This window comes from Microbispora sp. H11081, from assembly GCF_012999535.1.
Classification (GTDB): Bacteria; Actinomycetota; Actinomycetes; order Streptosporangiales; family Streptosporangiaceae; genus Microbispora.
In genome coordinates this window covers 201,626-227,320 of the sequence record NZ_JABBWV010000010.1, presented here as the reverse complement: position 1 = coordinate 227,320, position 25,695 = coordinate 201,626, and the positions used below count along the sequence as shown (strand labels likewise).

Here is a 25,695-nt window from a genome sequence, read left to right as displayed (position 1 = left end):
GCCATGGTGAGCATCGGGAACGTCGAGATCTGGGACGCGCGCAACAACTTCATCGCCGGGGCGGGCCTCGCCGCCACGGCCTCGTACCTGGAGCCGAGCGCGCTGCCGCTCGCGGGGCTGCTGGCCACGATGATCGCCGACCCCGACGCCATGTCGCGGGGCGCGCGCGAGTGGCGCAACGAGGGAGGCGAGGGTGGTCAGGCCCCCGCCGACATCGGGCGGCTGCGTGAGGACCTCAGGGGACAGCTCGCCGCGCTGGAGTCGAACGGGCACCTCAAGGGCCGGATGATGACCACCATCAAGCAGAAGTTCGCCGAGCTGGACAAGGAGCTCGACGGACTCGACCGGGGCATGAAGGGCGTCGGCGCCAGCCTCGACTCCGCCGCGCAGCTCTTCACGGCGGCGAGTCTCATCTCGCTGGCGATGGGCGGGACCGCGCTCACGCTGGCGAACGTCAGCGCCGTCGCCAAGGGGCACCCGGCCGCGCTGGCCACGGTCCAGCCCACCGTCATCGCCATCATGGCCTCCCTGTCGAGGACGGCGCAGCGCGTGTTCGCGATCCTGGCGAAGCTGAACTGGAAGGTCGCCGCCATCTTCACGGGCGTCGCCTACATGGCCGGCGGCGCCCAGCGGAAGTTCCCCGGCATGCAGGCCGTCACCATGCAGGCGCCCGACTTCACCAAGGCCAAGGTGGCCTTCGACCCGGCCACCGGAGGTCTCACAGAACCCCTTCCCGACATGAACGACATGCCGAAGACGCCGTCCTTCCTGCCTCCGATCGGCATCTGATGGGGTGGGCGGCGAGCGCGTTCGAGCGGCGGCTCGGGGCGGCGTACGACGCGGGCGACCTCGCGGTCTGCCTGACCATGCTCAGGGACACCGAGCTGGCGCTGCCCCTGCCGCCCCACGGCGACCCCGCCTGGGTGAAGATCACCGCGCCGGACCGGGTGTGGCTGCCCGCCTACACCTCCTTCGAGGCAATGACGGCGGCCACGGGCCTGTCACACGGCCGGGTCACCTCGCTGGCGGAACTGGCCGCCGGCTGGCCCGACCCGCGCTGGGGCCTCGCCGTCAACGCCGGCCTGCCGGTGCGCTTCCTGCTCGAACCGGGGACCGTCGCCAGGCTGGCGGTCCCCACGCTCGCGCAGGACCACGCGGCGGAGCCCGAGCAGGCGCTGCCTGTCGTGCAGAAGCCGCTGGCGCAGGGAGACCTGCGCGCCCACCTCGGCGAGGGGGAGCCGCGCGTCTCCGGCTACTGCCACCACGCGCTCGACGTGGCGCACGTGGCGACGCCCGCCGTGCTCCTCGACGTGCTGGGCCGCGGGGCCGACGAGGGGCTGCTCACCGGTGACGGCTCGGTGTTCCTGCTGCGCTGGCGCACGGTCGGGCTCAACCTCTACCGCACGCCGTACGGCGGGACCGACGAGGCGGGCATGGCGGCGATGGCCGGCTGGGTCGTCGAGGAGCCGCCGTTCACCGGCATGGGCCTCGCCCCCAACCCCGACCACCCGGTCCGCGAGTACAAGGTGGACGCCGTACGGCTGCCGCACGGCTCGGAGATCGTCGAGCTGACCACGGCGGGGACCGAGATCGTGCGAGCGGTCTACGACGGCGACCTCGGCCGCTGGGGGCGGGGAGGGCCCGCCGCCGACGCCCTGAGCGCCTATCGTGCGCGCTGGCGGGGCGCCGAATACCCGGCCAACCCCGATCCCGGGCACGACGGGCTGCTGATCCGGCTGCTGCGCGACGAGCCCGCCGACGGGTTCGAGGAGCGTGCCCCCGGCCGTTTCGTACGGCCCGTTCCCGCCGCAGAGTGCGAGGCCGTCTTCCACGTCACCCGCAGGTGCGAGTGGCGCGGCGCCCCCTGTCTCGTACGCGAGGAGCGGGCGGGAGAGCCGCTGCTGGAGTACGTCGGCGGGCTGCTGCCGGTCGCGCGGGCGCTGGGCATGGAACGGATCGAGCGGGGCGTCCACCGGCGGTGGGTGGCGCGTGCCGAGACCGGCGAGCCGCGCGAGCACGCCGAACTCCTCGATCTGGGGCTTTCGCCGCGGCCTGCCGTATCTCACTAGCCGGATGCGCGATCACGGTGTGATAATCCCGAATATTGGACAGAGATCATCATCGGTGTGAACGCGGTCGAACGGGGTGGTGAACACGACCGGGGGACAGACGCCTGACACCGCAGGGATGCGGGCGTACGCCGAGGAGCTGCTGGCCGCGTTCACGCGCATGCAGGAGGAGGCGCCCGCGCTGCACGAGAAGGCGCGCGCGGTGCAGGTGACGGAGAAGTCGCGTGACGGGCTGGTGGCGGCCACGGTCGGCGCGAACGGCGAGTTGATCAGGCTGGATCTCGACCCGCGTGTCTACCGGCGGCAGGACGCGCGCGGACTGGCCGACACGATCACACGGACAATCCACGCCGCCGTGGCGAAGGCGCAGGAGCGCGTCGTCGAGATCTTCGCGCCGATCGTCCCAGCCGACCAGATGAGGGCGCACATCGAGGGGGACCTCGACGCCGTGCTGGAACAGATGTCGATGCGGTTGCCGAAGCCGCCACCGGGGGAGAGATGAGCGACCTTTTCGAAGTGAACTATGTCGACATCCGCCCGCAGCAGCTCGCGAAGGGCCTGTCCCAGTGGCACGCCGCCTCGTCGGGCACGGAAAGCGCCTATCTCGCCGGCCTGCGGGAGATCCGGCGGCTCAACGCCGCCGAGCCGTGGGGACACGACACGGCCGGTGCCGCCTTCCGCACCGCCTACACCGAGGGCGACGGGCCGGAGAAGCTGATGGACCGTGGCACGGAGCTCGTCGGCAAGGTGGTCGAGCTGGGTCCGACCGTACGGCGCAGCGCGGAGAACGCCCGCGGCATGGACGCCGAACGGGCCAGGGAGGTGCACGAGATCCTCCGAAGGGTCTGACAGATGAGCCACTCCGCTCCGTCGGGTGTGAACCCGAACACGACGAACACCCAGGCCAACCCGTCCGTGGGCGACGAGCTGCCCGCGTTCGCCGACGGCGGCGGCTCGGTCGCCGACGTCACGCCCATCTGGGGCGAGTCGCTGCCCGCGTGGGCCGACGACCTCATCGCCCTGCTCACGGCGGGCCAGACATGGCCCGAGGCGAGCGAGAGCCGGCTGTGGGAGCTGGCCAGGGCGCACCGGGCCGCGACCGTCAGCCTGCTGCAGTCGATCGACCCGATGGGAACGGCGGCCGTCGCCGTGCTCAACGGGATGCAGGGCCCGTCGATGACGGCTTTCCTCGACCGGCTCGGCGAGCACTACTCCGAGCGGTCCGGGCTGCTCGGCGTGGCGGACAACCACTTCGCGTACGCCGTGCAGGCGGACAACTTCGCCCGTGGCACGCAGCATTCGAAGCTGTCGATCAACGTGGTCTTCCTGATCGCGCTGACCTCGATGTTCATCGCGCTCGTCGCCGCCTTCTACTCGGCCGGCGCCTCCACCAGGTTCATCGGGCCCATCGCCGCCCGCGCCCGGGCCGAGACGATGAGGATCCTCGAACGGCTCGCCGTCCTCGCCGGACGCTCCGCGTCCACCCGGGGGCTCGCGCGGGGGACCGCGCTGGCCTCGGCCAAGGCGGGCCTGCTCAGCCGCGTTCTCGCCAACCCCCTCGGCAGGGAGCTCGTCGAGGAGATCGGCGAGGAGGTCGCGGGCGACGGCATCGCCCAGCGTCAGCAGCGGAACATGGGCACCCGCGACGGCTGGGACTGGAGGCAGACGGGCGCCGTCGCCGTGGGCGCGGCGGGCGGCGCGGCCGTGGGCCTGCGGGCCGCGCGGCCCGTGAGCAACCTGGTCAACAGGACGCCCCTGCTCAGGAGGCTGAACACCGACGCGCCAGGCGTCGGCAACGCGTTCAAGCGATTCCCCGGCAGGGCGCTGACGACGGGCCTGACCAACGTCATCGCCTCCCCGGCCGGCAGCGTCCTCGGCAACGGGCTCGTGTACGGCCAGTGGGAGATGCCGGGCGCGGACTCGCTGCTGGGGGCCGCGCTCGGCGGCGCGGGCCGCACGAACACGATCAGCCCGTTCAACCCCGACGTCCTCCAGGCGGTCGCCAGCCCGCGTACGGCCCTGGCGGAGGCGTACGACACGAGCGTGCGCACCGACCTGATCCGCGCGTTCTCCGATCCCACAGCGGGACAGCCAGCGGGCGGCGGCCCGGCCGCGGGCAACGGCGGGCCCACGGTCTCGGGCGGCACGGGCAACGGCGGGCCCACGGTCTCGGGCGGCACGAGCACCGCGTCCGTCGTGGCGCCGCCCTCCACAGGCCCGCTCTCCACAGGCCCGGCCGCCGCGTCCAGCGGTTCCGCCCCGGCGTCGGCCGCCACCACGTCGTCCCCCGCGCAGTCCGGTGGAAGCACCGCCAACCCCGGCGCGTCCGGTACTTCCGGCGTCGCGAACACGAGCAACGCCGCAGGCGCGGCCGGTGCCGCAACCGCGACCGGCACGTCCGGGGCCGCGAACGCGTCCGGCGCCTCCGGAACGTCCGGTACGAGCACCGCCGGCCCCGGCACGTCCAGTGCCGCGAGTGCGGGCAACGCCACCAGCGCGGCCGGTTCCGCGAACACGGGGAACGTCGCCGGCGCGGCCAGTGCCGGGAACGCGTCTGGCGGGGGGAATGCGGGTGGCGTCGCTAACGGGGGCACCGGTGCCGCGCCGGTCTCCGGCACGGCCAACGCCGCGGCGCCGGGCCCGGCGGCCGCCGCTCCGGCGCCGGTGACTGCGCCCGGTGCGCAGGCGGCGTCGAGTGCGCAGGGCGCGTCGAGTGCGGCCGGTTCCGCGAACGCGTCCAGCGCGTCCGCCGCCACGCCGTCCGCTGCCGGGCCGGCCCCGGCCGCGTCGTCCGCCATCTCGTCCGCCGCGTCGCCGCAGGCGTCGGCGCGTACGGCGGTCTCCGGCGCGCTGGGCGCGATCGCGCCCGACGCGGTCGTCCTGCCCGACGGCCGGGGCGCCAGGCTGACCGGTCCTGACGGAAGGCCGGTCGAGCTCTCGGGCGACGACATGGCGGAGATCGCCGATCGGCTCGCGGCGCGTGCCGCCGAGGGCGTGGACGCGCACCGGCTCCACGCGGAGGCGGCTGCCCTTCTGGGGGCCAGGATCGCGGAGGAGAGCCTGGGCCTCCCGGCGGAGGGAGCCTTCGACGCGCTCGCCCGGCTCGCCGACACGACGCCGGACGCCCGCGCCGCCGCCATGGAGGTGGCGGGCGAGGTGCTGGAGGACAACCCGCGCGGCTGGCGGCCCGACCGGCTGAGCGCCGCGGGGACCGGGCTGGTGGAGGAGGTGGCGGTCCGGCCGCACGGGCCAGACCACGCTCTTCGCGTCGGCCGTTCCACCGAGACCGCCGCCGAGATCGTCCGCCGCGCCGAGAGCCTCGCCGCGGGGACGGTCGCGCCGACGTCAGGGGCGGCCAACCCGGCGGCGGGAGGTCCTCCGACGTCCACGACGCCGTCCGCCCCGGGATCCACCCCACGACCAGCCACCCGGCCGGGACCTCGTACGACCCGCGGGCATGGCACGGTGACGGCCCAGCGGATCGACAGGAGCCTGTTCGTGGCCGACGGCAGGCCGCCGCACCTGGCCGACCTGTCGCCGGAAGAGGCGGTGCGGGGCTTCCTGTCGTTGCACGCGTCCGTGCTCGGTCCCGACGTGACGGAGCTCAGCCTGGCAGGCGAGCGGATGGTCGTCGCCGACACGGGCCAGTTCGGCTCCCAGCATTTCCGGTTCGAGATCGGACGGGTGCGCGGCGGCCGGCCCGCCAGGACCAGGGTGCGGGAGGGCACGGCCCGCCGCCCTCACGTCGTACGGCTGGCGCCGCGCCTGGCGAACGACGTCCTGCGCCGGGTCTGGCTGCACGAGATCAGCGACGTCTTCCAGCGGCTTTCCGGCCCCCGGCAGGGGTCGATCCGCTCCTTCCTGCGCCGTACGGCGAAGCCGGACCCCGCGGCCTGCCTGACGGCCCGCTACCGGGAGCACGCCCTGCTGGATCGGGACTGGCAGGCCGCCCCGGAGGCGGAACGGCCCGCGATCAGGCACGAGATCGAGCAGTTGGGGCGCGAGATCGAGCGACTGGGGCACGTCGCCCCCACGCCCCCATGGACGGCCGTCCTGCCGCGGACCGCCGTCTCCGCGGTCGCGCCAGGCCCGGCGACCCCGAACACCACGACCACCAACACGACGACACAGAGCACGACGGCCCAGAGCGCGCCGGATCCGGTGGCGGATCTGCTCGTGCCGGTCCGCACCCAGCGCGAGACGCTGGCGAACGCGGCCGGCGAGCTGAGAACGGCCGCCAGTGAGAAGGACAAGAGCCTGAGGCAGGCCCTGACCGACGCGCACAAGGCCAAGAGCGCCGCCGCCAAGACGGCGCGTGAGAAGGATCTCGCCGCCGCGGAGCGCCGCCGCAAGATCCTGGCGGACGCCGACGTGCACCGGAGCACGGCCGAGCGCGCGGGCCTGAGCAAGGAGGCCTACGAGCGGGCGGCGACGCGGGCCGCCGAGGCGAGCGAGGCGTACGAGAAGCTGGAGAACGCGCTCAACGCTCTCCCGCCGGGCCGGCCAGGCCCGCTGCCCGCGCAGGTCGCCCAGCTGGCCAGGGACGCGGAGGCGGCCCACACCGCGTACACGAAGGCGGTCGCGGACGCCGTGCCGTCGTCCGAGGTCCTGCCGGAGGCCACGCCGGCGGGCCGGCTGCCCCACCTCGAACGGCTCACGCGGGTCGTCAACGACATGCTCGAACGGGCGGGAGTCGACCAGCGCTACGCGCCGGACGAGCTGTCGCACGTGTTGCGCTCGAACTTCAGGTGGCTGGTGTCGCCGGATGGCATGCTGCTGCGGGTGGGCCGCGGCACGCGGGGTGAGCTGCGGCTGCGGCTGAAGGTCACGGACCTGGTCGAGGTCTTCGGCGAGCCGGTGCGCCACTCGCAGTCGATGCTCGGCCAGTTGCCGCAGGGCGGCCGCTCGGCGTCCGCCACCGCCAACCGCTCGCTCAGGCTGGCGCCGAGGCTCGACCTCAACGCGTTGACCGCTCCGTGGCAGAACCGCCACTGGCTCGCCGCGCTGATGAGGTTCGGCGTGTTCAACGGCGGCTTCACGGTGGGCAGGAGCGAGTCGATCAACGGCGGGGCGGCCGAGTTCGCGCTGGCAGGCGCGGTGCAGGACAACGCGGGCGAGGCGCTGGTGTTCGACGGGCTCGCCTCGGCGGAGGTGGAGTTGCGCACCGCGACCGGCACCGATCGGGCGCGGGTGGACGGCGGGACGAGCGGCGACGCGCGGAGCCTGCGGCTGTACCTGCCGCACACGCACGCGCAGCGGGAGCCGGCCGAGGTCACCCGGCTGCCGAAGAGCCAGTGGCAGCGCACGCCGTTCCCCGAGCACTCGGTCACCGGCCTGACCGGGCTGCAGGACCTCGCCGAGCGCACCGCGCGGAGGGCCGGCAGGGCCGCGATCGGCGGCATGACGCGCGACCAGATCTTCACGATCCTGACGAAGGAGCTGCCGGCCCGTCTCGGCGAGGCGATCAACGATCCCGGCGGGCTGCACCGCCCGATCACGGCGAACGGGCGGGTGATCGGCTACGTGCGGATCGAGACCACGGTCGTGCCGGAGACGGCACGGCCGGTCGGCGCCCCGAGCGTCAAGCACCGCCTGGAACGGCTGCGCGTCGGCTTCTCCGGCGCGTCGGGTTCCCGCTCCGCCGGCCGGTCCAGGGGGGTCGCGGGCACCGCGGGCGGGAAGCTCCCCATCGGCGACCAGGGACTGCTCGGCGACTTCGGGCTCGACGGTTATTCGGCCGCCACTCCGCGGCTCACCTTGGGGATCGGCCGTTCCTGGTCGCGGTCGCGGTCGATGAGCGCGGGCGGGACCGCCATCCGGCCGAGCGTGCAGCGCTGGGCGGGCCACACCCAGGCGTACGCGCTGGAGCTCGAACACATGGTCACCGTGCATCTGAACAGCGAGGACGCTCCGCTCGCCCCCGTTCTCGGCACCGGCGCCGGCCTGTTCCGCATGCCGGAGTCGCAGGCCTACCGGTACGGCCTTCCCGTCGACCGGTCGGCCCTGCGGAAGGACGGCAGGCTCAGGGACGACCCGAAGCCCGGCGCGCCGAAGGGCCGGCTGCCCGAGCTGCCCGGCTGGGCACGCGAGTCGGGAGCGGGGCCGGGCCTCGTCCAGGCGAGCGACCGGCAGGACAGCGTCCGCACCTTGGACGAGGTGCGTGCGAAGGTCGTGGCGGCGCTGCGCGAGCAGGGTCTGCTGCCGGACGAGAACGGCGGCCTGTCCCGCGACCCGCTGGCCCGGGCGAGCCAGATCGCCAACATGATCGAGGTGGCCGCGCAGTTCTCCCCTGCCCGGCTGCAGACCGGGTACGACCAGGCCAGGCAGGACGGCATCGTGATCGACCTGGTGAGCCAGGGCATCGGCCGGCCCAGCAGGCATCACACGCTGCGGATCCGGTTGCGGCAGTCGGGCGGGGAGGAGTTCCTTGGCACCAGCGCCGCCGACGTCGTGGCCGACCTAGACATCTCGTCGGAGACCTCCGGCCGGTCGGTCAGCCGGTCGGCCGGCCGGTCCCGCGACCTCGGCGTGGGCCTCGGCCTGGAGGCGAAACCGGGTGAGAACGGCCTGACCGGCGGCGGCTCGGGGTTGCACGCCAACAGGGGGCGCACGGCGGGCACGACCCTCAACGACACGGTCAACCACGTCACCCTGATCGAGGGCACCTCTCCCGCGGCGGTCTTCGAGGTCCCGCACACGCTCACCGTGGAACTCGTCGAGGGCGGCGGGAAGCCCAGGACGCTGGCCGAGTCCGACGGCATGTGGATGCGGGTGCTGCTGCCCGCCGACCTGCTGCCCGAGCGGCGGGCGGAGCCCTCGCCCGCCCACCCGACGTCGAGAGAGGCGCTGAGCCTCGCCACCCTGCTGCACGTGGACGGGAGCGGCGTGCTCGACGCCCTCGGCTCGGTGCTGCCGAAGGCGATGCGGCCGGGCACGATGTCCTACCACCACCTCGCCGAGGCGTTCAACATGCGCGCCCTCATCTCCCACCCGGAATGGCTGGTCGCCGACACCGCCACGCGCGGCACGGCGTACGGCACGGCCGCGGCCGTGCGCCAGCGCGGCCTGCGCACGCACCGGGCGTCGGCGTGGATCACAGCCCAGCCGGGCGAGTCGACGTTCCTCACCGCGGCCGATCTGGTGATCGGCGACATCAACTTCACGATGGGCGCGCACTCCACGCGGATGGAGACGCGGCGCGGGCGGTCCGTGGACGCCTCGACCGGCGTGGCCGAGGACCTGCCAGGCCCGTTCGGAGGCACGCAGGGGGGCAGCCTGTCGGGGGCGGGGAGCAGGGCGTCCGCGATCACCGACACGGCGATCTGGGGCAGGGAACGCCTGGCCATCGACACCGGCAAGCACTACGTGTTCGCCATGGAGGCCGACATCACGGTCTCCGGCGACGAACAGGGAAGCCGCCAGGCCCGCGCCGACGTGCCCGGCAGGACGGTCGTCTACTCCCTGCCCGAGCGCGACGCCCTCACCCTGTACGGCAGCGGCGAGATCAAGCTCCCGCTCGGCCAGGTGGCCGACGCGGTGACGCGGCTGCTCGACGGCAACCTGGAGCTCGACCCGCGTACGGCAGTCCCGATGGTCCGCAGATACCTGGCCGACAGGGCGCTGGCGCGCAGGGCCGGTCATCCCCGGCCCGACCTGGAGAAGCAGCATCCTCGCGCCGTGCTCGCGGAACGACTGGCCGCTGACTTCCCCATGGGCCGCGCCGCCGGGCTCAGGCAGCTGCAGGACAGGCTCCCGGACCTCGCGGTCCGGGTGGACGTCCCCGACCTGTACGTCGACTCCCTCGGCGAGAGCACCCTGAAGTCGGCCGTGCTCACGACCCAGGACGGCACCCGGACCCGGCTGATCGACGAGGTGCTCGGCCAGATCGGCAGGGTGGCGCCGGGCGCGCTGAAACGCGACCCGGTCCTGCTGCGCAGCCTGTTCGGCGACCTGGCGGGCAAACGCTGGTGGGGCAAGATCGACGACATGACCGGGCCGGCCGGATTCGTCAAGACGTACTCGCTCAGGATCGGCCCGCAGCTCACCGAGGACGTGACGCTGAGGATCACGGCGGAGCTCCACGGCGACCAGGCGACGTACGGCGGCGGCGTCCACGACTTCGGCCAGATCCTGCAGGACTACACCTATCTCCAGCAGGAGGCCGCCGAGTCCTCCGGTAAGACGTTCGGCGGCGGCGCGAACGCCGGAGCGGGACTTCCGGACGGCAGCGGCGGCTTCGCGGTCGCCACCGACCGCTCGCACACCGGCACGGCCACCGTCGGCACCCAGCGGACCCGCATCCAGCGTCATGCCGCGTTCCGCGGCGGGCAGCTCATCGAGCATCCGGTGACCATCAGGATCGAGGTCGAGCGGTCGTCCGGCCGCCTGCGCGGCGCCGTCGCCAGGACCACCGGCGTCCCCAGGACCAGCCAGGTCACGCTGGGGGGCGCCATGGTGCGGGTGCTGCCCGACGGCATGGTGGCGAAGGCGGGCACGGTTCCCGCGCCGCCGCCGGCCCGGCCCGACATACGGCGGGTCACGCCGCCGGACGTCTTCACGACCGTGGGGCTCAGGGCCGACGGGCTGCTGCAGGCGGTGTTCGGCCGGCTCTCCAGGCCGGACCTCCTCGGCGGGGCCGCGGCGATGGAGCACTACGCGGAACTGGCCAAGACCCTGACGGGCAACGGGGCGGCGACCCGGCTGGAGTGGATGACCGGCCCCGCCGGGCACCGGCTCGTCCGGCTGCCGATGCCGGGCAGCCCCGGGCAGGTGGTGGACGTCCGGGTGCGCGCCGTCCTCTCCGAGCCCGACCCGGTGGCCGTGAACCTGAACGACACGGAACTCGGCCAGGTGGACCGCGAACAGAACATGGCGAGCGCGTCCACCGACCGGGGACACATGCTGCCGCTCGGCCGCTCTTACAGCGGCGGGGCCGCCGCGGGCGCCGGCGGCGACATCGGCGTGGGCGACCAGACCACGCAGTCGAGCTCGGGCGGCGGCGGCAACCGCGACGAGACCAGCGTGTTCCAGAAGGGCACGGCGGCCCTGGTGCGGCTGCGGGTCGACTTCGACCTCCGGTTCGAGGTGCGCGAGGTGGCGCCCAACGGCGCGGAGACGCTGCTGCGGACGGCCGAGATCGCCCGCGGCGCGACCGGCACGGCCCACCTGGTCATGTTCCAGCACGCGCTGGAGGAGATGCTGGCCCGCCGCGACGCCGCTCCCGCCCGCCCGACGTGGGACTTCGGGCGGCCGCGGCACGCGGCGCCCGGGATGTTCTTCTCCCACGACGCCGTGCTCGGGATGGCCTCCCAGCGCCCGTCGTACGACCCGGCGGCGCCGACGAGGGCGATGGCCGAGGCGCTCAGGGAACGGACGGGGTCGCAGCCGGTCGGCATCGTCGCCGACCTGGGCGCCGCGCATCCCATGACGCTGGTGAACGAGGCGAGGCTGCTCGCCCGCGACCTCGGGGCCGACGTCCACCTCCACCTCAGGCGGCCCGACGGCGAAGTCGAGCGCTACCACGCCACGCCCAGGGGCGAACTGACCGGCGACCCCTTCGCCGAGGCGCTCGGCAGGGCGCCGGCCGACCTGGTGGACCTGGCCGTACGGCACGGCTTCGACCTGCGCGGCCTGTACGCCGAGCGGCCCGACGGGTTCGCCGACCTGATCGCGGAACGGCTCGGCGCGCTCGGCGTGTCCAGGCCCGCACCGGCCGACCCCGGCTGGCCGGTGCCGGAGACGGCGGCGGACGGCACCTGGGGCGGCAACCCCCTCATCACCGGGCCTCCGGGCGGCAGCGTCACTGCCAAGGCCATCGACAGGAGCGCGTTCGTGGCCGACGGCCGGGCCCCGCACCTGCCCGACCTCGCCAACGACGAGATCCCCGCGGCCGTCGCGAGCCTGCGCCCGGCCGTCTTCGGCAGGGGCGTCCACTCCCTGAGCGTGACGCCGGACGGCAGGGTCGTCTTCGTCGAGACCGCCCGGTTCGGCACGCAGCGCTTCGCCGTGCTGCCCGAGGACCCCGGCGGCGGGCGTCCGGGCCGTACGGATGTCCACACGGGCACGGACCCGCACGTGTCCAGGCTCGCGCCGAGGCTGGCCCCCGACCTGGTGGCCCGGGTGCTGCTGCACGAGATCAGCGACACGCTGCAGAAGCGCGCCGAGATGGAGCGGGGCAGGATGCGCGCCTTCCTGAACGCCCTGAATCCCGGTTACGACGCTTGCGCCGACGCCCGCCGCAACGAGCACGCCCACCTGTCCCAACTGTGGCTGGAGGCGTCCTCGGACGAGGAGCGGGCGCGGTTGCGGCACGAGATCGAGGCGGTCGCCTGGGAGCTCGGCGCGCGGGGTCAGGCGGCGCCTCCGCCGCCGTGGATGACCGCGCCGCCCCCCGCGCCGGTCGTCGGCGTGTGGGAGAGGATGCGCAGGCTCAGCAACCCGTCGGGCGGGGAGCCGCCTGAGGACGAGGACGAGGACGACGAGGTTCTCGCGCCGGAGGAGACCGGACGATGACAGCGGAGGGGCACGTGACGCCGTACTCGATCGCGAGGAGCAGGGACGAGGCGCATCTCTACCTCGACCTGCACCCCTGCGCATGCGGCTCGGCCGACACCGACTGGGACAGCGGCCTGGTGAGCGCGGACGGGCGGCTGGTCACCTGCTACGAGGGGCGGTGCGCGGTGTGCGGCGCCGAGCGGGAGCACCTGTTCGGCCTTCCCGAGCGCGAGGTGACGCCCACGGGCTTCCCGACGTTCGGCGGCGCGGAGCCGTCCGAACTGCTGGACCCGGGGGAGTGGCTGTGGGTGGCCGATCTGACGGCGGGCAACGTCCCCGAGGGCGGTGAGCGGCCGGCGCTGTCCATCGCGCGGGCGGCGGTCGAGGAAGTGATCAAATTCATCCCGCCCGGGCAGGACGAGGTGCCGGAGGAGGCGTTCTGGTCCGAGCGCGGGCGGGCCGTCCGGGCCGCGGAGCCGGGACGGTTCCGCCTCGACCGGCTGCTCGTCGTCCGCGACACCTACCGCGAGCTGGCCGGAGCCTGAGGTGACAGGAACGGAGCACGAAGTGCCGATCCCGCACGCGCGGACGCTCGCGGAGGCCCGCCTGTATCTCGCGCTGACCGCCGCGAACACCACGGAGGACACCACGGAAGTGCCGCCGGCCGAGGGACCCGAGGGGTGGACGCTGCGGTCCGGCTCCGTCGAGGTGCTCGTGCCGTACGCGAGCGAGGCGGAGGCCAGGGACGAGGGGGAGCCGTTCGGCGTCGGCCTGTCCGAGCTGCTCGACCCCGGCCAGTGGCGGCTCGCCGGCGCGGGGTACGCGCGGCGGGCGCTCGCCGACGACCTCGAGTACGCCGAGGAGCCGGGGGACGAGAGCCTCCACCTGCGGGTGGTGAACGGCTGGGAGACGGCCAGGGACGCACTCAGAGAGGTGCTCAAGTTCATCCCGCCGGGCGAGCCGGAGGTGCCCGCCGAGGCGTTCAGGACCGAGGCGGGCCTGGCCGTCCGCGCGGCGGAGCCGGAGAGCTTCCAGCGCGACCGGCTGGCCGAGGACATCGCGTTCTACCAGCGGAACCTGGACGAGTTCCGCCGGTTCGCCGGCTGACCTACCTGCCGATCGGCACGGGCACGCGGGCGGCGGCGGGATCGAGCGCCGGGCCCTCGGGGATGAGGTGCAGCAGATGCGCGGGCACCGGCGTGGCGTCGGAGAGGCCGTAGCCGAGCTTCGGCAGGAGGTCGGCCGAGGCGACGGCGAACCTGCGGCCCTGGTCGGTGATCAGGTAGTAGTTCGTGATCGAGGCCACCTGCCCCTCGCCCGGCAGCAGCCCGGCTATCGCCGCAGAACCGGGCGGGAGCAGCACCTGGTCGAAGCTCTCCTCGCCGCCGGGGGTTCTCGGCGTGGGGATCGCGATCGAGGCGCCGACGGTCAGCGTCGCCCGGGTCGAGCCGGTGCGGGCGCCTGAGTAGACCGCGCACAGGGGCGAGGCGGGGCCGGGGGAGACCACGGAGGGCATCGTCTCCGGCAGGCCGCCGCCCGTCACGTTCTGCGCGGACACGGAGGCGTTGGCCGTCGCCGCGTCGATCGTGACGGCCTGCGGGGGACGCCTGCCGTACGCCGCCTTGATGCCCGGGTCGGCCAGCATGAGCGTGGCCTGGGTGAGGGTGATCGGCGCGAGGCCGTCGGACAGCAGGACGTACCAGCGCGCCGGGGCGCCTCCGATGCCCGGCACGGTGAAGACCTGCCCGACCGCCGCGGCGGACCTCCCGTCGGGCCGGCTGACCTTCCTGCCCAGGTTCGGCACCTTGGGGCCGCTGAAGTCCGGGCCTTCGGGGATGGCGTTGAGCCAGGCCGGGGGCACCTTCCGCGGCTGGGCGTTCAGCGCGCTCACCGCGCTGGCGGCCGCCCGCATCCGCCGGTCGCCCCACACGACCCACTTCTGCCGGCCGTCGTCCACGACCATGGCGCCGCCGCCGAGGGGTCTGCCTCCGACGTCGAAGCCTCCCACCAGCGTGACGTACGGCCGGGGCGCGCCGGTGGCGTCGGGGCCGTCCACCACGCACACCGACCACGGGCCGTGCACCAGCTTGTCCTTGGCCGGCAACGAGTCGGGCGCGCCGGGGATGCCGACGAGCGGCCCGCGCGGCAACTCGGCCAGCGAGGCGGCGGAGACGTCGCGCACGGTCACGTCGGCGGCGTCGAGCAGCAGCCGGGCGGAGACGTAGTTCGCCACGGGCAGCAGCGCCCGCTCCTGCGCGCTGTAGACGTAGGTCGCGCCGGTGTCCTGCTCTACGAGGAGCTGACCCGGCTCGGTGAGCTTGGTGGCGCCGCCCGGCTTGATCAGGCCCCAGATGCCGAAGGCGGCGAGCAGGAGCACCGACAGCAGGACACCGCAGAACGTGGCCACGTTGTGCCGCCGCATGGGCGACTCCGCCACGTCCGGTTCGCCCTGCAGCAGGGCCTGGCCGAGGCGCTGCTGCATCAGCCGGTACGCCTGGTAGAGGTCCTTCCGGGTCTGCACGCCACCTCTCCCCTGTCAGAGGGCACCGGAGCCAGCATATTGATCCGGCGGCGTCTTTGTGATCTACGCGTCCTCGTGGTCCATGGGCCGGACCGCCCCGGCCCGGTGGCGTCCGCTCAACGACCGAGGTAGGCGCCGCCGTTGACGTGCACGACCTGTCCGGTGACGTGCCCGGCCTCCGGCGAGGCGAGGAACCGCACCGTCGCCGCCACGTCGAGGGGCCGGCCAGGCCGCCCGTTGCGGGTCGCCACGACCCGGCGGCGGATGCCTTCCTCGTCCAGCCCGTCGCCGAAGAACTCGGTGTCGAGCACGAGACCCGGCGACACGACGTTCGCCGTGGCCCCCCGGGGCCCGATCTCCGCGGCCAGGTCCGCCGTCCAGGACTCCAGGGCCGCCTTCGCGGCGCCGTACGAGCCAGAGCCGGTGCCCCGGGCGGCGATCGAGCCGAGGTTGACCACGCGGGCGTCCGGCCCGAGCCGGGGGAGCAGCGCGGTCGTCACCAGTACGGCGGACAGCAGGTTCGCCTCCAGGTTGTCCCGCCACGCCCGCGCCACCGCGGTGAGGTCCATCGCCGGTTCACGGCCGCGGTCGGTGTTGCCGCCCGCGTTGTTGACCAGGACGTGGACCGTCTCGGGGAGATGCGGCAGCGCCGCCGTGACCGCCGCCGGGTCGGACGCGTCGAAGGCGGCGTACGCGGCGCCGAGCCGGGCCGCGGCCTCCTTCAGCAGGTGTTCGCGGCGGCCGGTGATAGTCACGCGGTCGCCCGCCTCGGCGAACTCCTGGGCCACCGCGTACCCGATCCCGGTCGCGCCGCCTGTCACCACCACTTCACGCATGGGTCATCCCTTTCGTCGCTCCTGCCCCAACCTAGTGGCCCTCCGCCGATCTTCGTCCCGCCGGGGAGCCTCGCCACGAGCTCTTCCGCCTTTCCGGGCGTAAGGAAAAAGGGAGAATGGAGTGGCGGAAAAGCCGTGTTATCCCGGCCGCCGATATATCCGCTCGGCATAAGGGGTTCACAGGATTGACAAAGGATTTACGGTGAGGGCGGCCCCTTTGTCGAAGAAGGAGTGACTGGATGAGTAACAGCTTGCTCGGCGGCGACCCCGCGGAGATGCAGAGCATGGCCGCGCAGTTCAGCCAGCAGGCGGACCAGGTTCGCGCCGTGATGGCCAACCTCGACCGTGAGGCGGCCAAGGTCGGCACCGCCTGGACCGGCCCCGGCGCGCAGCGCTTCCACGACGCCTGGCAGAGCTACCGGGCGGCGTTCCAGCGCATGACGGAGGAGCTCAACGAGGCCTCCCGCGTCATCACGACCTACCGGGGCAACATCGAGTCCGCCACCCGCTGACCGCCACGCCCCCTGGCCGCCGGCCGCCATGAACGTCATGGCGCCGGCGGCCTTCTCGTACGCGGGGACGGCGGCGGGAACGGTCGTGGGGACAGTCGTGGGGACAGCCGCCGGGATGGTCAGTCCGGCACCGCCGCCTGGATCGGCGTCGCGGTGCCCGACACGACGAGCAGGCCGCGCCCCGGAGGCCCGCCGACGGCGCCGCGCGGCAGCCGTACGGCGAACAGGTCCCCGTCGGCGGGGCTCTGCACGTTGAGCAGCAGGCCGGTCCTGCCCTTGCGCGCCTCGGCCACGAACCCCCGATAGGCCGTCGCCATGTCGCCGGTGGCCCCGGCGACGAGCAGGCCGTGCTCGCCGTCCCGCCCGGTGCGCAGGATCTCGTCGAGGGCCAGGCCGAGAGCGGAGTCGGGCGAGATGAGCTCCGCGTCGTCCACGGCCACCACGTAGCGCTCGTGCCCGGCGACCAGCGCGAGCGGGTCGAGCGCGCCCGGCAGGCCGCCGAAGTCGTCCGCGCCGCCCCCGGTCACGCTTCTGGCGTTGCCGTCCAGCACGGCGAGCACCCCCGGCGCCCCCGCGAGGTCGCGCAGCGGGCTGCGGCGCGGGGTCACGACGAGCACGGGCGTGCCCCGGTCGAGCAGCGAGAGCGCCGCCGTGAGCAGCGCGGACGACCTGCCCGACCGCGGCGGCCCGGCGATCACGGCGGCCGGGCCCTGGCCCTGCAGGTCCACGCCCATGGGGGTGAGGGCGTCGCCGCCCGCGCCGAGCAGCGCCCACAGGTCCGAAGGCGCCCGATGCGCGGGAGCCAGGTCGAGCGCCTGCCGCGCCGTGATCCGCATCGGCAGCGCGTCCACCCGCAGCGGCGGCTCCGACGGCCACGCCCACGTGCCGGGAGCGTCCGACCCCCCGAACCGCGCGGCGGCCGTACGGGCGAGCTCCTGCAGCACGGCCACCTGCGCTGGGCCTGAGGGGTCGTCGCACAGCAGCGCGAGCTGGCTCTCCGCCAGGCCGTGCTCGCCGGCCGCGAGGGCCCTGCCCGGGGGCATGACGCTCGGCAGGTCACGCATCGGCAGCCCGGCGAGCCCGTAGTCGGCGGGATCGGCGAGCCGCAGCACGAGCCGGTCCTCGAAGACCGTGGAGATCTGCCCGAGCAGGCCTGACCTGTCGGCGGTGACGACGGCGCGCAGGCCCACGGCCGGTCCCTCCCGCAGCAGTTGCAGCAGCGCGTCGACCAGCCGCCCGTAGTCGTAGTTCTCGAACGCGGCGACGTACCCCTCCCAGCGGTCCACGAGGAGCACCATCCAGGGCAGCGCCCCCACGCCCACGCGGTCGCGGGCGGCCCGGGACCTGGCGGCGGCGCGGGCCTCGGCCAGCGAGGCGTACCCGGCCTCGGCCAGCAGGTGCTGGCGGCGCCCGACCTCCGCGCGCAGGCGGGTCAGCAGGCGCTCCACCCGGTCGATCTGGTCGCGGGTGACCACCGCGCCGCAGTGCGGCAGCGCGACGAGCGGCAGCAGCGCGCCCGACCCGCAGTCGACGGCGTGGACGTGCACGTCCTCAGGGGAGGCCCCGGCCGCGATCGAGCCGGCGATCGTCCGCAGCGTGCTTGACCTGCCGCTGCGCGCGCCGCCCGCGATCAGCAGGTGGCCGCCGTGCCGCATGTCCAGCGTGAGCGGGCGGCGGCCCTGCTCCCACGGCAGGTCGGTCACGCCGAACGGCAGCGGCGGCACCTCGTCCAACCCCGGCCGGTACGGCGCGGGGCCCGCGAGCACCCCCTCGCCGGGGACGTCAGGAGCGCCGCCGGCCGCGGTCCCGGTGCCGAGGACGACCTGGGCGGGCAGCGGCGGCAGCCACGGGCTCGGCTGACGTGGCAGGTCGCGCCCCGCCTCCCGCAGCGCGTCCACGAGCAGGGCCAGGTCGGTGCCGCTCGCCGCCTGGGCGGGCGGGGCGGGCAGCGGGTGGCCGAGCGCCTGCCAGGGCAGGTCGAGCACGCGCACGGACTCCCCGGGGTCGGCGGCCCCCGCTGCGCCTCGCGGCTGAGGGGTGCGCCCGCCGATCCTCGCCGTCTGCACCGCGATCGGCGCGCCCGAGCCCGCCCGCACGTAGCAGCGGCCCGGCGTCGTCCTGGAGATGTGCGCGGCGTCCGGCACGTCGATGACGTCGGTGGACTCGTTGGCGTCGGTGACCCGCAGCGCGATCCTCAGCGAGGTGTTGGCCTGGATGTCGGCGGTCACCACGCCGCCGGGCCGCTGGGTGGCGAGGATCAGGTGGATGCCGAGCGAGCGGCCCCTGCGCGCGATGTCGACCAGCCCCTCGACGAAGTCGGGCAGCTCCGTGACCAGGGCGGCGAACTCGTCGATGATCAGCACGAGCCTGGGCAGCGGCGGCAGCTCCCTGTCCCCGGCCGTCTCAGGCACCGGCGCGGCGAAGATGCCGGCGCCGCGCGCCCGCAGCACGCCGCCCGCGCCGAGCACCCAGGTGGCGCCGCGGGCCCGCTGGTAGTCCTCGATGTCCTTGGCCCCCGCGTCGAGCAGCAGGCGTTCCCTGCGCCGGATCTCGGCGGCGAGCGACGACAGGGCCCGCTGGGTCAGGTGGCCGTCGAGGTCGCTGACCATGCCGACCGTGTGCGGGAGCCGTACGCACTCCTTGAAGGCCGCGCCGCCCTTGTAGTCGATGAGCACGAACGTCATCTCGTCCGGCCGGTTGACCACGGCGAGCGAGCAGATCAGCGTCTGCAGCAGCTCCGACTTGCCCGCGCCGGTCGTGCCCGCGACGAGGGCGTGCGGCCCGTCTCCGCTCAGGTCCACCTCGAACGGCCCCTCGGGGCCCACCCCGATCAGTGCCCTGGTCGTACGGCCCTGCCGTTCGGCGAGCGCGGCGGGGTCGAGCGGCGTGCCGAGCAGGTCGAGCAGGCGGACCGCGTCGGGCAGCGCGGAGGCGGGGTCGTCGCGGCTCACGTCGCGCAGCGGGGCCAGCGCGCGGGCCAGGCGCTCGGCCCAGGGCGGCGAGACCTGGTCGGCGCGGATGCCGGTGATCGGGTCGAGCCCGCCGCCGTGGAGGCGCACACCGCCGTCGCGGTCGCAGGACACGACCGTCGCGCACTCCTCGGGCAGCAGCCGCTCGTCGTCGTCGATCGCGATCGTGTAGACCCCGGCGCGGGGGCCCTGCCGCAGCACCTGCGGCATGCCGGGCAGGCCGCGCAGCACCTGCGCCCCGTCGAGCACGACGAGCACGTCGAACGGCCGCTCGTCGTAGGTCGCGAAGGCCGGCTCGGCGGGCCGGTTGCCGCCCGCGCGGCCCAGGTCGTCCCAGCCGGCCGGGCCGCCGGACAGGCGGGCGCCGCGCGGCGCTCCCGGGTAGGGCCCCGAGCCGTTCTCCGCGTCGAGCCGGTCGGTCACGAGGGCGGCGAGTTCGGCGACCCTTCGGGCGGCGGCCTCGGGGTCGGCGCCGACGAGCGCGGCGCAGTCGGACGACAGGGCGGCTCCGCGGGCGGCGTCCGGCGCGCAGTGCGGCAGCCAGCGGACCCAGCCCCACTGCCCGGCGCCGTCGGCGTTGGCCGACAGCACCACGATCGCGAGGTCGCGCGGGCTGTGCAGGGCCGCGGCCTGGCCGACCAGCCAGCGGGCGCAGCCGAGCGCCACGTCTCTCGGGCCGGTGAGCCCGGCCACGCCGAGACGCCGCATGACCAGCGCGACCGGGACGTCGTGGCAGGTGGGCGGCTCCCTGCGGGGGACGTCCTGGGACGCGCCCGCCTCTGGTTCGAACTCCAGGTCCGCAGGCAGGTCGGCCAGCCCCAGGCGCAGCCGCAGCGCGTCCTGGTCGTGCACGCGGCGCTCCCAGAGGCGGCGGCGCGGGCCGGTCGCGGTGAGCAGCACCTCGGCCGGGTCGGGCGCGCCGCCGCGCCTGGCCTCCTCGTCCTGCCGCACCGCGCGGGCCACCTCCTCCTCGAAGGCGGCCAGCCGCTCGCGGTACGCCTTGACCGCGCGGCGGTGCTTCTTCCTGCCGTGCCTGCGGTCGCTCACCCACTGGCCGATCATGATGAGCGGGGTCATGAACGCGATCAGCAGGTAGTACCACAGGCCCGTGACGGCGGCCATGACCACGCCGAGGACGGCGGGCAGCAGCGCGGCCAGCACCTGCAGCCGCATGCCCTCGCCCCGCTTGGGCTCGGCGGGGACCGTGAACCGCCGCTGCCGCTCCGGCCGCTGCAGCCGGGGCGGGCGGTTGTAGGCGAGCCCGCCGTCCTGCAGCGCGTCGAGGTGGGCGTCGGGCGGCAGGACCGGTCCCAGGGCGAAGACGGAGCCGCCGCAGGCGAGCATGCCCCAGGCCGGCCACGAAGTCGCCTCCGTGAGCGGCTCGCCCTCCAGCCGGGCGACCGGATCGCCGCCGGAGGCCGCGGGCTCCACGCTCGCCGTGCCGGGGGCCAGCCGCACCACCAGCGCGACCGACGGCATCCTCGGGTCGGGCACGGAGATGGCGCACGCGGGGTCGGCGCCGATCGTGTGCGCGCCGAACCCGATCCGGTGGACGGCGCCGGCCCCCGGCCCGCCCACCACGCGCAACTCGGCCTGCCCGCCGGGCTCCTCGGTGACCGTGGCCGCGGCGGCCTGGCCGTCCACGGCCACCAGGTCGCCATCCCTGAGCAGGCCGAACACGGGCGCGTCCGGGTCGATCGGGCGGCCGTCCACCCACAGCTTCGTCCCGCCGGGCGGCGGGGCCTGCCGGTCCCGGTCCAGGTCGTACGGCGCGCGGGCGTGCGGGAGCCGTACGACGTTGGCGGGCCGGGCGGCCGCGCCGTCGAGCAGACCGGCGAGCGAGCCGGCGAGCGCGGCGGCCGTGGTGCTCTCGTCGCCCTCGACCAGCACGTCGCGGCGGCCCTCGTCGCCGACCACGGTGAGCGTTATCCGCATGCGCGAACTCCCAGAAGGCGGTTGTGCGGCGGCCTCGCGGAAAGGGTTTCATTCCGGCGCGTTCCCGTGAAGATCTCCGGGCGCGGCCGGTGGCCCGCGAGGACACGGTAGCCGCGCCACCCGCGCTCATCTGGGCGTTTTCCGGAATAGGGAAAGGTGTCTGTCATGCCACACTTCGACGTCGCCGCCGGGAGGGTCCTTCCGCGTACGGATTCGCTCGTGTGCCGTCCGCAATAGCGCGAACGGTGTGAATGGTGTGACAACTGGGAAAGAAGTGCATCCGTACTATCATGAAATATCGTTTCAGTAAAGCCTTGTGTCGATTTGGCGATAGATCCACTCCCGTTGACAGGCGTATTCCTAACGGATAAGCATGGGTCGCCGCTTCCCGGCACTTATGGCGGCGCAAGCTGGCCATAATGGAGTGAATTAGCGACAAATGGCAAGACCGTAAACAGATTCGAGCGGCCCGAAACATCAGGGCGCACTCATCCCTGGGAGTCCCCCACCCATGAGGATCAGCGAGAAGACGTCGCAGGACGGCAGGGCATCCACGCGGCCAGGACTGTCGGGCCCGGCCTCACGGAGGCTGCCCGTCCCGCCGAGGGAGCGCAAGCCCGCGCTCGCCGCGCTCGCGGTCCTCCTCATCCTGGGCGGCGCGCTGGCCACCACGCTGCTGGTCATGCGCAGCGGCGACCGCGTCTCCGCCGTCCGGATCACCCAGCAGGTGGGGGCGGGGCAGCTCATCCCGCAGACCGCCCTCCAGGAGGTGCAGATCGCCGACACCGGAGTCGACTACGTTCCCTGGCGGTTCAAGGACCAGGTGGCCACGACGTACGCCGCGGTGACGCTGCTGCCCGGCACGCTGCTCACCCAGAGCATGACGGCCACGACCACCGACCTGGTCGGGCCGGGCCGGGCCAAGGTCGGCCTGTCGCTCAAGGCGGGGCAGATGCCGGCCGACCTGAGGAGCGGCGACGTCGTCCAGGTGATCTACGTGCCCGCGACGGGCCGGGGCGCCGGCACCGCCCAGCAGAAGGTGCTGGCGACCGCCGCCCGCGTCGACGGCGTCGGCTCGGGGCGCTCGGGCGGCGGGCTGGTCACGGTCGTCGTCGACACCTCGATCGCGCCCGCCGTCGCGCAGTACGCGTCCAGCGGGGAGATCGCCCTCATCACGCTCCCGGGGGTCAAGTGACGTGGCGCTGATCGTGCTCGCCGCCGACAAGGGGGCGCCCGGCGTGACCACCGCGGCGACCGCTCTCGGCGCCGTGTGGCCCCGCCCGGTGCTGCTGGCCGAGTGCGACCCCTCAGGAGGCGACCTCGCCTACCGGCTGCCGGGCGACGACGGCAGCGTGCTCAACCCCGGGCGCGGCCTGCTCAGCCTCGGCGCGGTCGCGCGGCGCGGGCTCCACGCGGACCTGGTCTACGAGCACACGCAGCGGCTCGTCGGCGGCCTCGACGTGCTGGCCGGCCTCACCAACGGCGAGCAGGCGGCCGGCCTCACCTGGCTGTGGGGCCCGCTCGGCCGGGCGTTCGCCGCGCTGCCGCACGCCGACGTGCTCGCCGACTGCGGCAGGCTCGGGCTGCACCCGCAGATCGGCGACCTGGTGGCCGAGGCCGACCAGGTGGTGCTGTTCACCAGGGCCAGCCTCGACCACGTCGCCCACCTGCGCGAACGGCTGTCGCTCATCGGGCGCAGGGTCGGGGTCGTGGTGATCGCCGACCCCCGGTCGTACCGGTCGTCGCTGGAGGAGATCCGGCGCATCGTCTCGGGCTGGGACGTCGCCTTCGTCGGCGGCCTCGCGTACGACCCGAAGGGCGCGGAACTGCTGCGCGGGCAGTGGGGCGGGCGGCTCGACCGCAGCCTCCTGATCCGCACGGCCAGGGAGCTCGCCACGCGCCTGGCCGCGCAGCCGGCCGCGGGCGGCGACGCGGCGTCGCCGCCCGTCATCAGGACGGCGAACAGGGAGCCGGAGGTGCGCTCGTGAACTCCCAGCGGCGGCCGATCGACCACGGCCTGGTGAAGCGGTTCCGGCAGGAGGTCGGCGACCGGCTGGCGCACCAGCGGCGGCTCGACCAGGCGAGCGGCGTGCCGCTGATGTCGGGGGAGGACGAGCGGCAGTTCGCCCGGGCCCTGATCGCGCAGGTGCTCGAGGAGCACGCGCGGAGCGAGATCGGCGTCGGCCGCACCCCGCCCACGGCCGAGGAGGAGGAGGCGCTGGCGGCGGGCATCCACGCCGCGCTGTTCGGCGTCGGCCGCCTGCAGCCGCTGCTGGACGACCCCGAAGTCGAGAACATCGACATCAACGGCTGCGACCGGGTCTTCGTCGGCTACGCCGACGGCCAGGAGCTCCTGCACGACCCCGTCGCGGAGAGCGACGAGGAGCTCGTCGAGCTGATCCAGATCCTCGCGGCCTACTCGGGCCTGTCGTCGCGGCCCTTCGACACCGCCAACCCGCAGCTCGACCTGCGCCTGCCCGACGGCTCCCGCCTCTCGGCCGTCATGGACGTCACCGTGCGGCCCGCGCTGTCGATCCGCCGCGCCCGCCTCGGCAAGGTGTTCCTCAGCGACCTCGTCGGGAACGGCACGTTCACCCCCGAGCTGGGCCGCTTCCTCACGGCCGCCGTGGCCGCGCGGAAGAACATCATGATCGCGGGATCGACGAACGCGGGAAAGACCACGTTGCTGCGGGCGCTGGCCAACGAGATCCCGCCGCACGAGCGGCTGATCACCGTGGAGCGCGCGCTCGAGCTGGGGCTCGACCAGTTCCCCGAGCTGCACCCCAACGTGGTGGCCTTCGAGCACCGCCTGCCCAACTCCGAGGGACAGGGCGAGATCACGATGGCCGAGCTGGTGCGGCGGTCGCTGCGCATGAACCCCTCCCGCGTGATCGTCGGCGAGGTGCTGGGCGACGAGATCGTCACGATGCTGAACGCGATGACCCAGGGCAACGACGGCTCGCTGTCGACGATCCACGCCAACTCCAGCATGGAGGTGTTCAACCGCATCGCGACGTACGCGCTGCAGGCCGAGGAGCGGCTGCCGATCGAGGCCACCCACATGCTCATCGCCGGGGCCATCGACTTCGTGGTCTTCATCGAGAAGCGCAACGACTACCACAGGGGAGGCACCCTGCGCCGCTACGTGTCCAGCGTCCGGGAGGTCACGGGCTGCGACGGGCGGGTGCTGTCCTCCGAGGTGTTCGCGATGGCGGGCGACTACCTGGTGCCGCACGCCCCGATCTCCTGCGCGGACGAACTGGCCGCCCACGGGTACGACCCGGCGCGGGGGGCGTGGCGATGAACGGGCTGCTGCCTCCCGGCCTCATCGACCCCCTGGTGCTGCTGGCCGGCGCCGCGGCGGGCGGCGGGATCTTCCTGCTCGCCCTGGCGATCTACGGCCTGCGCCCTCGCCCCGCCGGTCCGGACGGCAGGGCCGAGCGGATGCGCCTGCTGCGCGCCCTGTCCACGCGTTCGGCGATCGCGGCGGTCACCGGCGTCGTGGTGCTGGTGGTGACCGGCTGGCCGGTCATCGCGGCGGGAGCCGTGCTGCTCGTCCTGGCCTGGCGCGGCTTCACCGGCGGCGCGGCGGAGGAGCGGGCCGCCATGCGGCGGCTGGAGGGCCTGGCGGCGTGGACGGAGTCGCTGCGCGACACCATCGCGGGCGCGGCCGGGCTCGAACAGGCCATCCCCTCGTCGATCAGGGCCGCGGCCCCCAGTCTCCAGCCGCACCTGCGGGCCCTGGTCGACCGGCTGCACACGCGGATGCCGCTCGCCGACGCGCTGCGGATGTTCGCCGACGAACTGGACGACACCTCGGCCGACCTCGTGGTGGCGGCGCTGATCCTCAACTCGCGGCTGCGCGGGCCCGGCCTGCGCGACGTGCTGTCGGCCCTTGCGGTGTCGGCCCGCGAGGAGCTGGACATGCGGCGGCGGGTGGAGGCCGAGCGCAGGTCCACCCGCAAGAGCGTGCAGATCGTGGTCGGCACCGCCCTCGCGTTCGCCGCCGCGCTGGTCGTCTTCAACCGCTCGTACGTGGAGGAGTACAACTCCGTGCTCGGCCAGGCCGTGCTGGTCGTGGTGGCGGGCCTGTTCGGCGTGAGCTTCGCCTGGATGCGGCGGCTCGCCCGCTTCGACAAGCCGGCCCGCATCCTCGCCCCCTACCACCGCCCCCCAGACAAGGGTGTGATCTTGCAAAAAGTCGCAGCGAGGGGCGGTGACCTGCTCCATGACCAGCCGTGATCTTGCAGTTTGTCGCAGCGACGGCCCCCGGCCTGCGGCTCCGCCCTTCGTGATCATGCAGAAATTCGCGCATCCGCCGTCCACCAGGCGCGATGTCGTACGTGATCTTGCGGATCG

General features: G+C 74.2%; 15 protein-coding genes. 12 read left to right on the top strand and 3 right to left on the bottom strand.

Going from position 1 to position 25,695, the window contains the following annotated elements; genetic code table 11:
• Window positions 1-3 precede the first annotated feature (3 nt).
• The 7 genes from HHX31_RS24125 (at window position 4) to HHX31_RS24090 (ending at window position 13,670) form a co-directional block, all read left to right on the top strand.
• A complete protein-coding gene (locus tag HHX31_RS24125) occupies window positions 4-789 on the top strand; it encodes a hypothetical protein (RefSeq protein WP_169950608.1) in 786 nt (261 codons plus the stop codon).
• Window positions 789-2,069 (top strand): SseB family protein, encoded by a 1,281-nt coding sequence (locus HHX31_RS34610; protein WP_249346355.1) that lies wholly within the window; start codon window positions 789-791, stop codon window positions 2,067-2,069. Before HHX31_RS24125 ends, HHX31_RS34610 begins: the two co-directional genes overlap by 1 nt.
• 79 nt (window positions 2,070-2,148) lie before the next feature.
• Window positions 2,149-2,571 (top strand): YbaB/EbfC family nucleoid-associated protein, encoded by a 423-nt coding sequence (locus HHX31_RS24110; protein ID WP_311932209.1) that lies wholly within the window; start codon window positions 2,149-2,151, stop codon window positions 2,569-2,571.
• Complete coding sequence (locus tag HHX31_RS24105; protein WP_169950607.1) at window positions 2,568-2,918, top strand: hypothetical protein; 351 nt, start codon at window positions 2,568-2,570, stop codon at window positions 2,916-2,918. The genes HHX31_RS24110 and HHX31_RS24105 overlap by 4 nt, the downstream gene beginning before the upstream one ends.
• A 3-nt stretch (window positions 2,919-2,921) precedes the next feature.
• Entirely contained in the window at window positions 2,922-12,581 is a 9,660-nt protein-coding gene (locus HHX31_RS24100; protein WP_169950606.1) for a hypothetical protein, read from the top strand.
• Window positions 12,578-13,108 (top strand): hypothetical protein, encoded by a 531-nt coding sequence (locus tag HHX31_RS24095; protein WP_169950605.1) that lies wholly within the window; start codon window positions 12,578-12,580, stop codon window positions 13,106-13,108. The genes HHX31_RS24100 and HHX31_RS24095 overlap by 4 nt, the downstream gene beginning before the upstream one ends.
• Window positions 13,109-13,130: 22 nt before the next feature.
• Window positions 13,131-13,670: a hypothetical protein gene (locus HHX31_RS24090; RefSeq protein ID WP_169950604.1), complete on the top strand. Its 540-nt coding sequence runs from the start codon at window positions 13,131-13,133 to the stop codon at window positions 13,668-13,670.
• A gap of 1 nt (window position 13,671) precedes the next feature.
• Here HHX31_RS24090 and eccB read toward each other — a convergent pair whose 3' ends face one another.
• Both eccB and HHX31_RS24080 read right to left on the bottom strand, forming a co-directional pair.
• Window positions 13,672-15,084 carry a type VII secretion protein EccB gene (eccB, locus tag HHX31_RS24085; RefSeq protein WP_169950603.1) on the bottom strand — a complete coding sequence of 471 codons (1,413 nt, stop codon included), beginning with the start codon at window positions 15,082-15,084 and terminating at the stop codon, window positions 13,672-13,674.
• 116 nt (window positions 15,085-15,200) lie between these two features.
• Complete coding sequence (locus tag HHX31_RS24080) at window positions 15,201-15,920, bottom strand: SDR family NAD(P)-dependent oxidoreductase (RefSeq protein WP_169950602.1); 720 nt, start codon at window positions 15,918-15,920, stop codon at window positions 15,201-15,203.
• A 239-nt stretch (window positions 15,921-16,159) separates the two neighbouring features.
• On the opposite strand from HHX31_RS24080, the gene HHX31_RS24075 reads away from it, so the two are divergent.
• A complete protein-coding gene (locus tag HHX31_RS24075; protein WP_169950601.1) occupies window positions 16,160-16,432 on the top strand; it encodes a WXG100 family type VII secretion target in 273 nt (90 codons plus the stop codon).
• A 119-nt stretch (window positions 16,433-16,551) separates the two neighbouring features.
• Here the strand turns inward: HHX31_RS24075 and HHX31_RS24070 are convergent, their stop codons facing one another.
• Window positions 16,552-21,336, bottom strand: coding sequence for an FtsK/SpoIIIE domain-containing protein (locus HHX31_RS24070; protein WP_169950600.1), 4,785 nt, complete (start codon window positions 21,334-21,336; stop codon window positions 16,552-16,554).
• 511 nt (window positions 21,337-21,847) lie between these two features.
• Between HHX31_RS24070 and HHX31_RS24065 the strand changes: the two genes are divergently transcribed.
• Genes HHX31_RS24065 through HHX31_RS24050 form a run of 4 tightly spaced genes read left to right on the top strand, consistent with a single transcriptional unit; the run spans window position 21,848 to window position 25,578 of the window.
• The gene (locus tag HHX31_RS24065; protein ID WP_169950599.1) at window positions 21,848-22,531 is read left to right on the top strand and encodes a hypothetical protein; all 684 of its coding nucleotides are present in this window, start codon (window positions 21,848-21,850) and stop codon (window positions 22,529-22,531) included.
• A 1-nt stretch (window position 22,532) separates the two neighbouring features.
• The gene (locus tag HHX31_RS24060; protein WP_311932208.1) at window positions 22,533-23,324 is read left to right on the top strand and encodes a hypothetical protein; all 792 of its coding nucleotides are present in this window, start codon (window positions 22,533-22,535) and stop codon (window positions 23,322-23,324) included.
• Entirely contained in the window at window positions 23,321-24,640 is a 1,320-nt protein-coding gene (locus HHX31_RS24055) for an ATPase, T2SS/T4P/T4SS family (protein ID WP_311932207.1), read from the top strand. The genes HHX31_RS24060 and HHX31_RS24055 overlap by 4 nt, the downstream gene beginning before the upstream one ends.
• Window positions 24,637-25,578, top strand: a complete 942-nt coding sequence (locus HHX31_RS24050; RefSeq protein ID WP_169950598.1) for a type II secretion system F family protein — start codon at window positions 24,637-24,639, stop codon at window positions 25,576-25,578. The genes HHX31_RS24055 and HHX31_RS24050 overlap by 4 nt, the downstream gene beginning before the upstream one ends.
• Window positions 25,579-25,695: the final 117 nt, after the last annotated feature.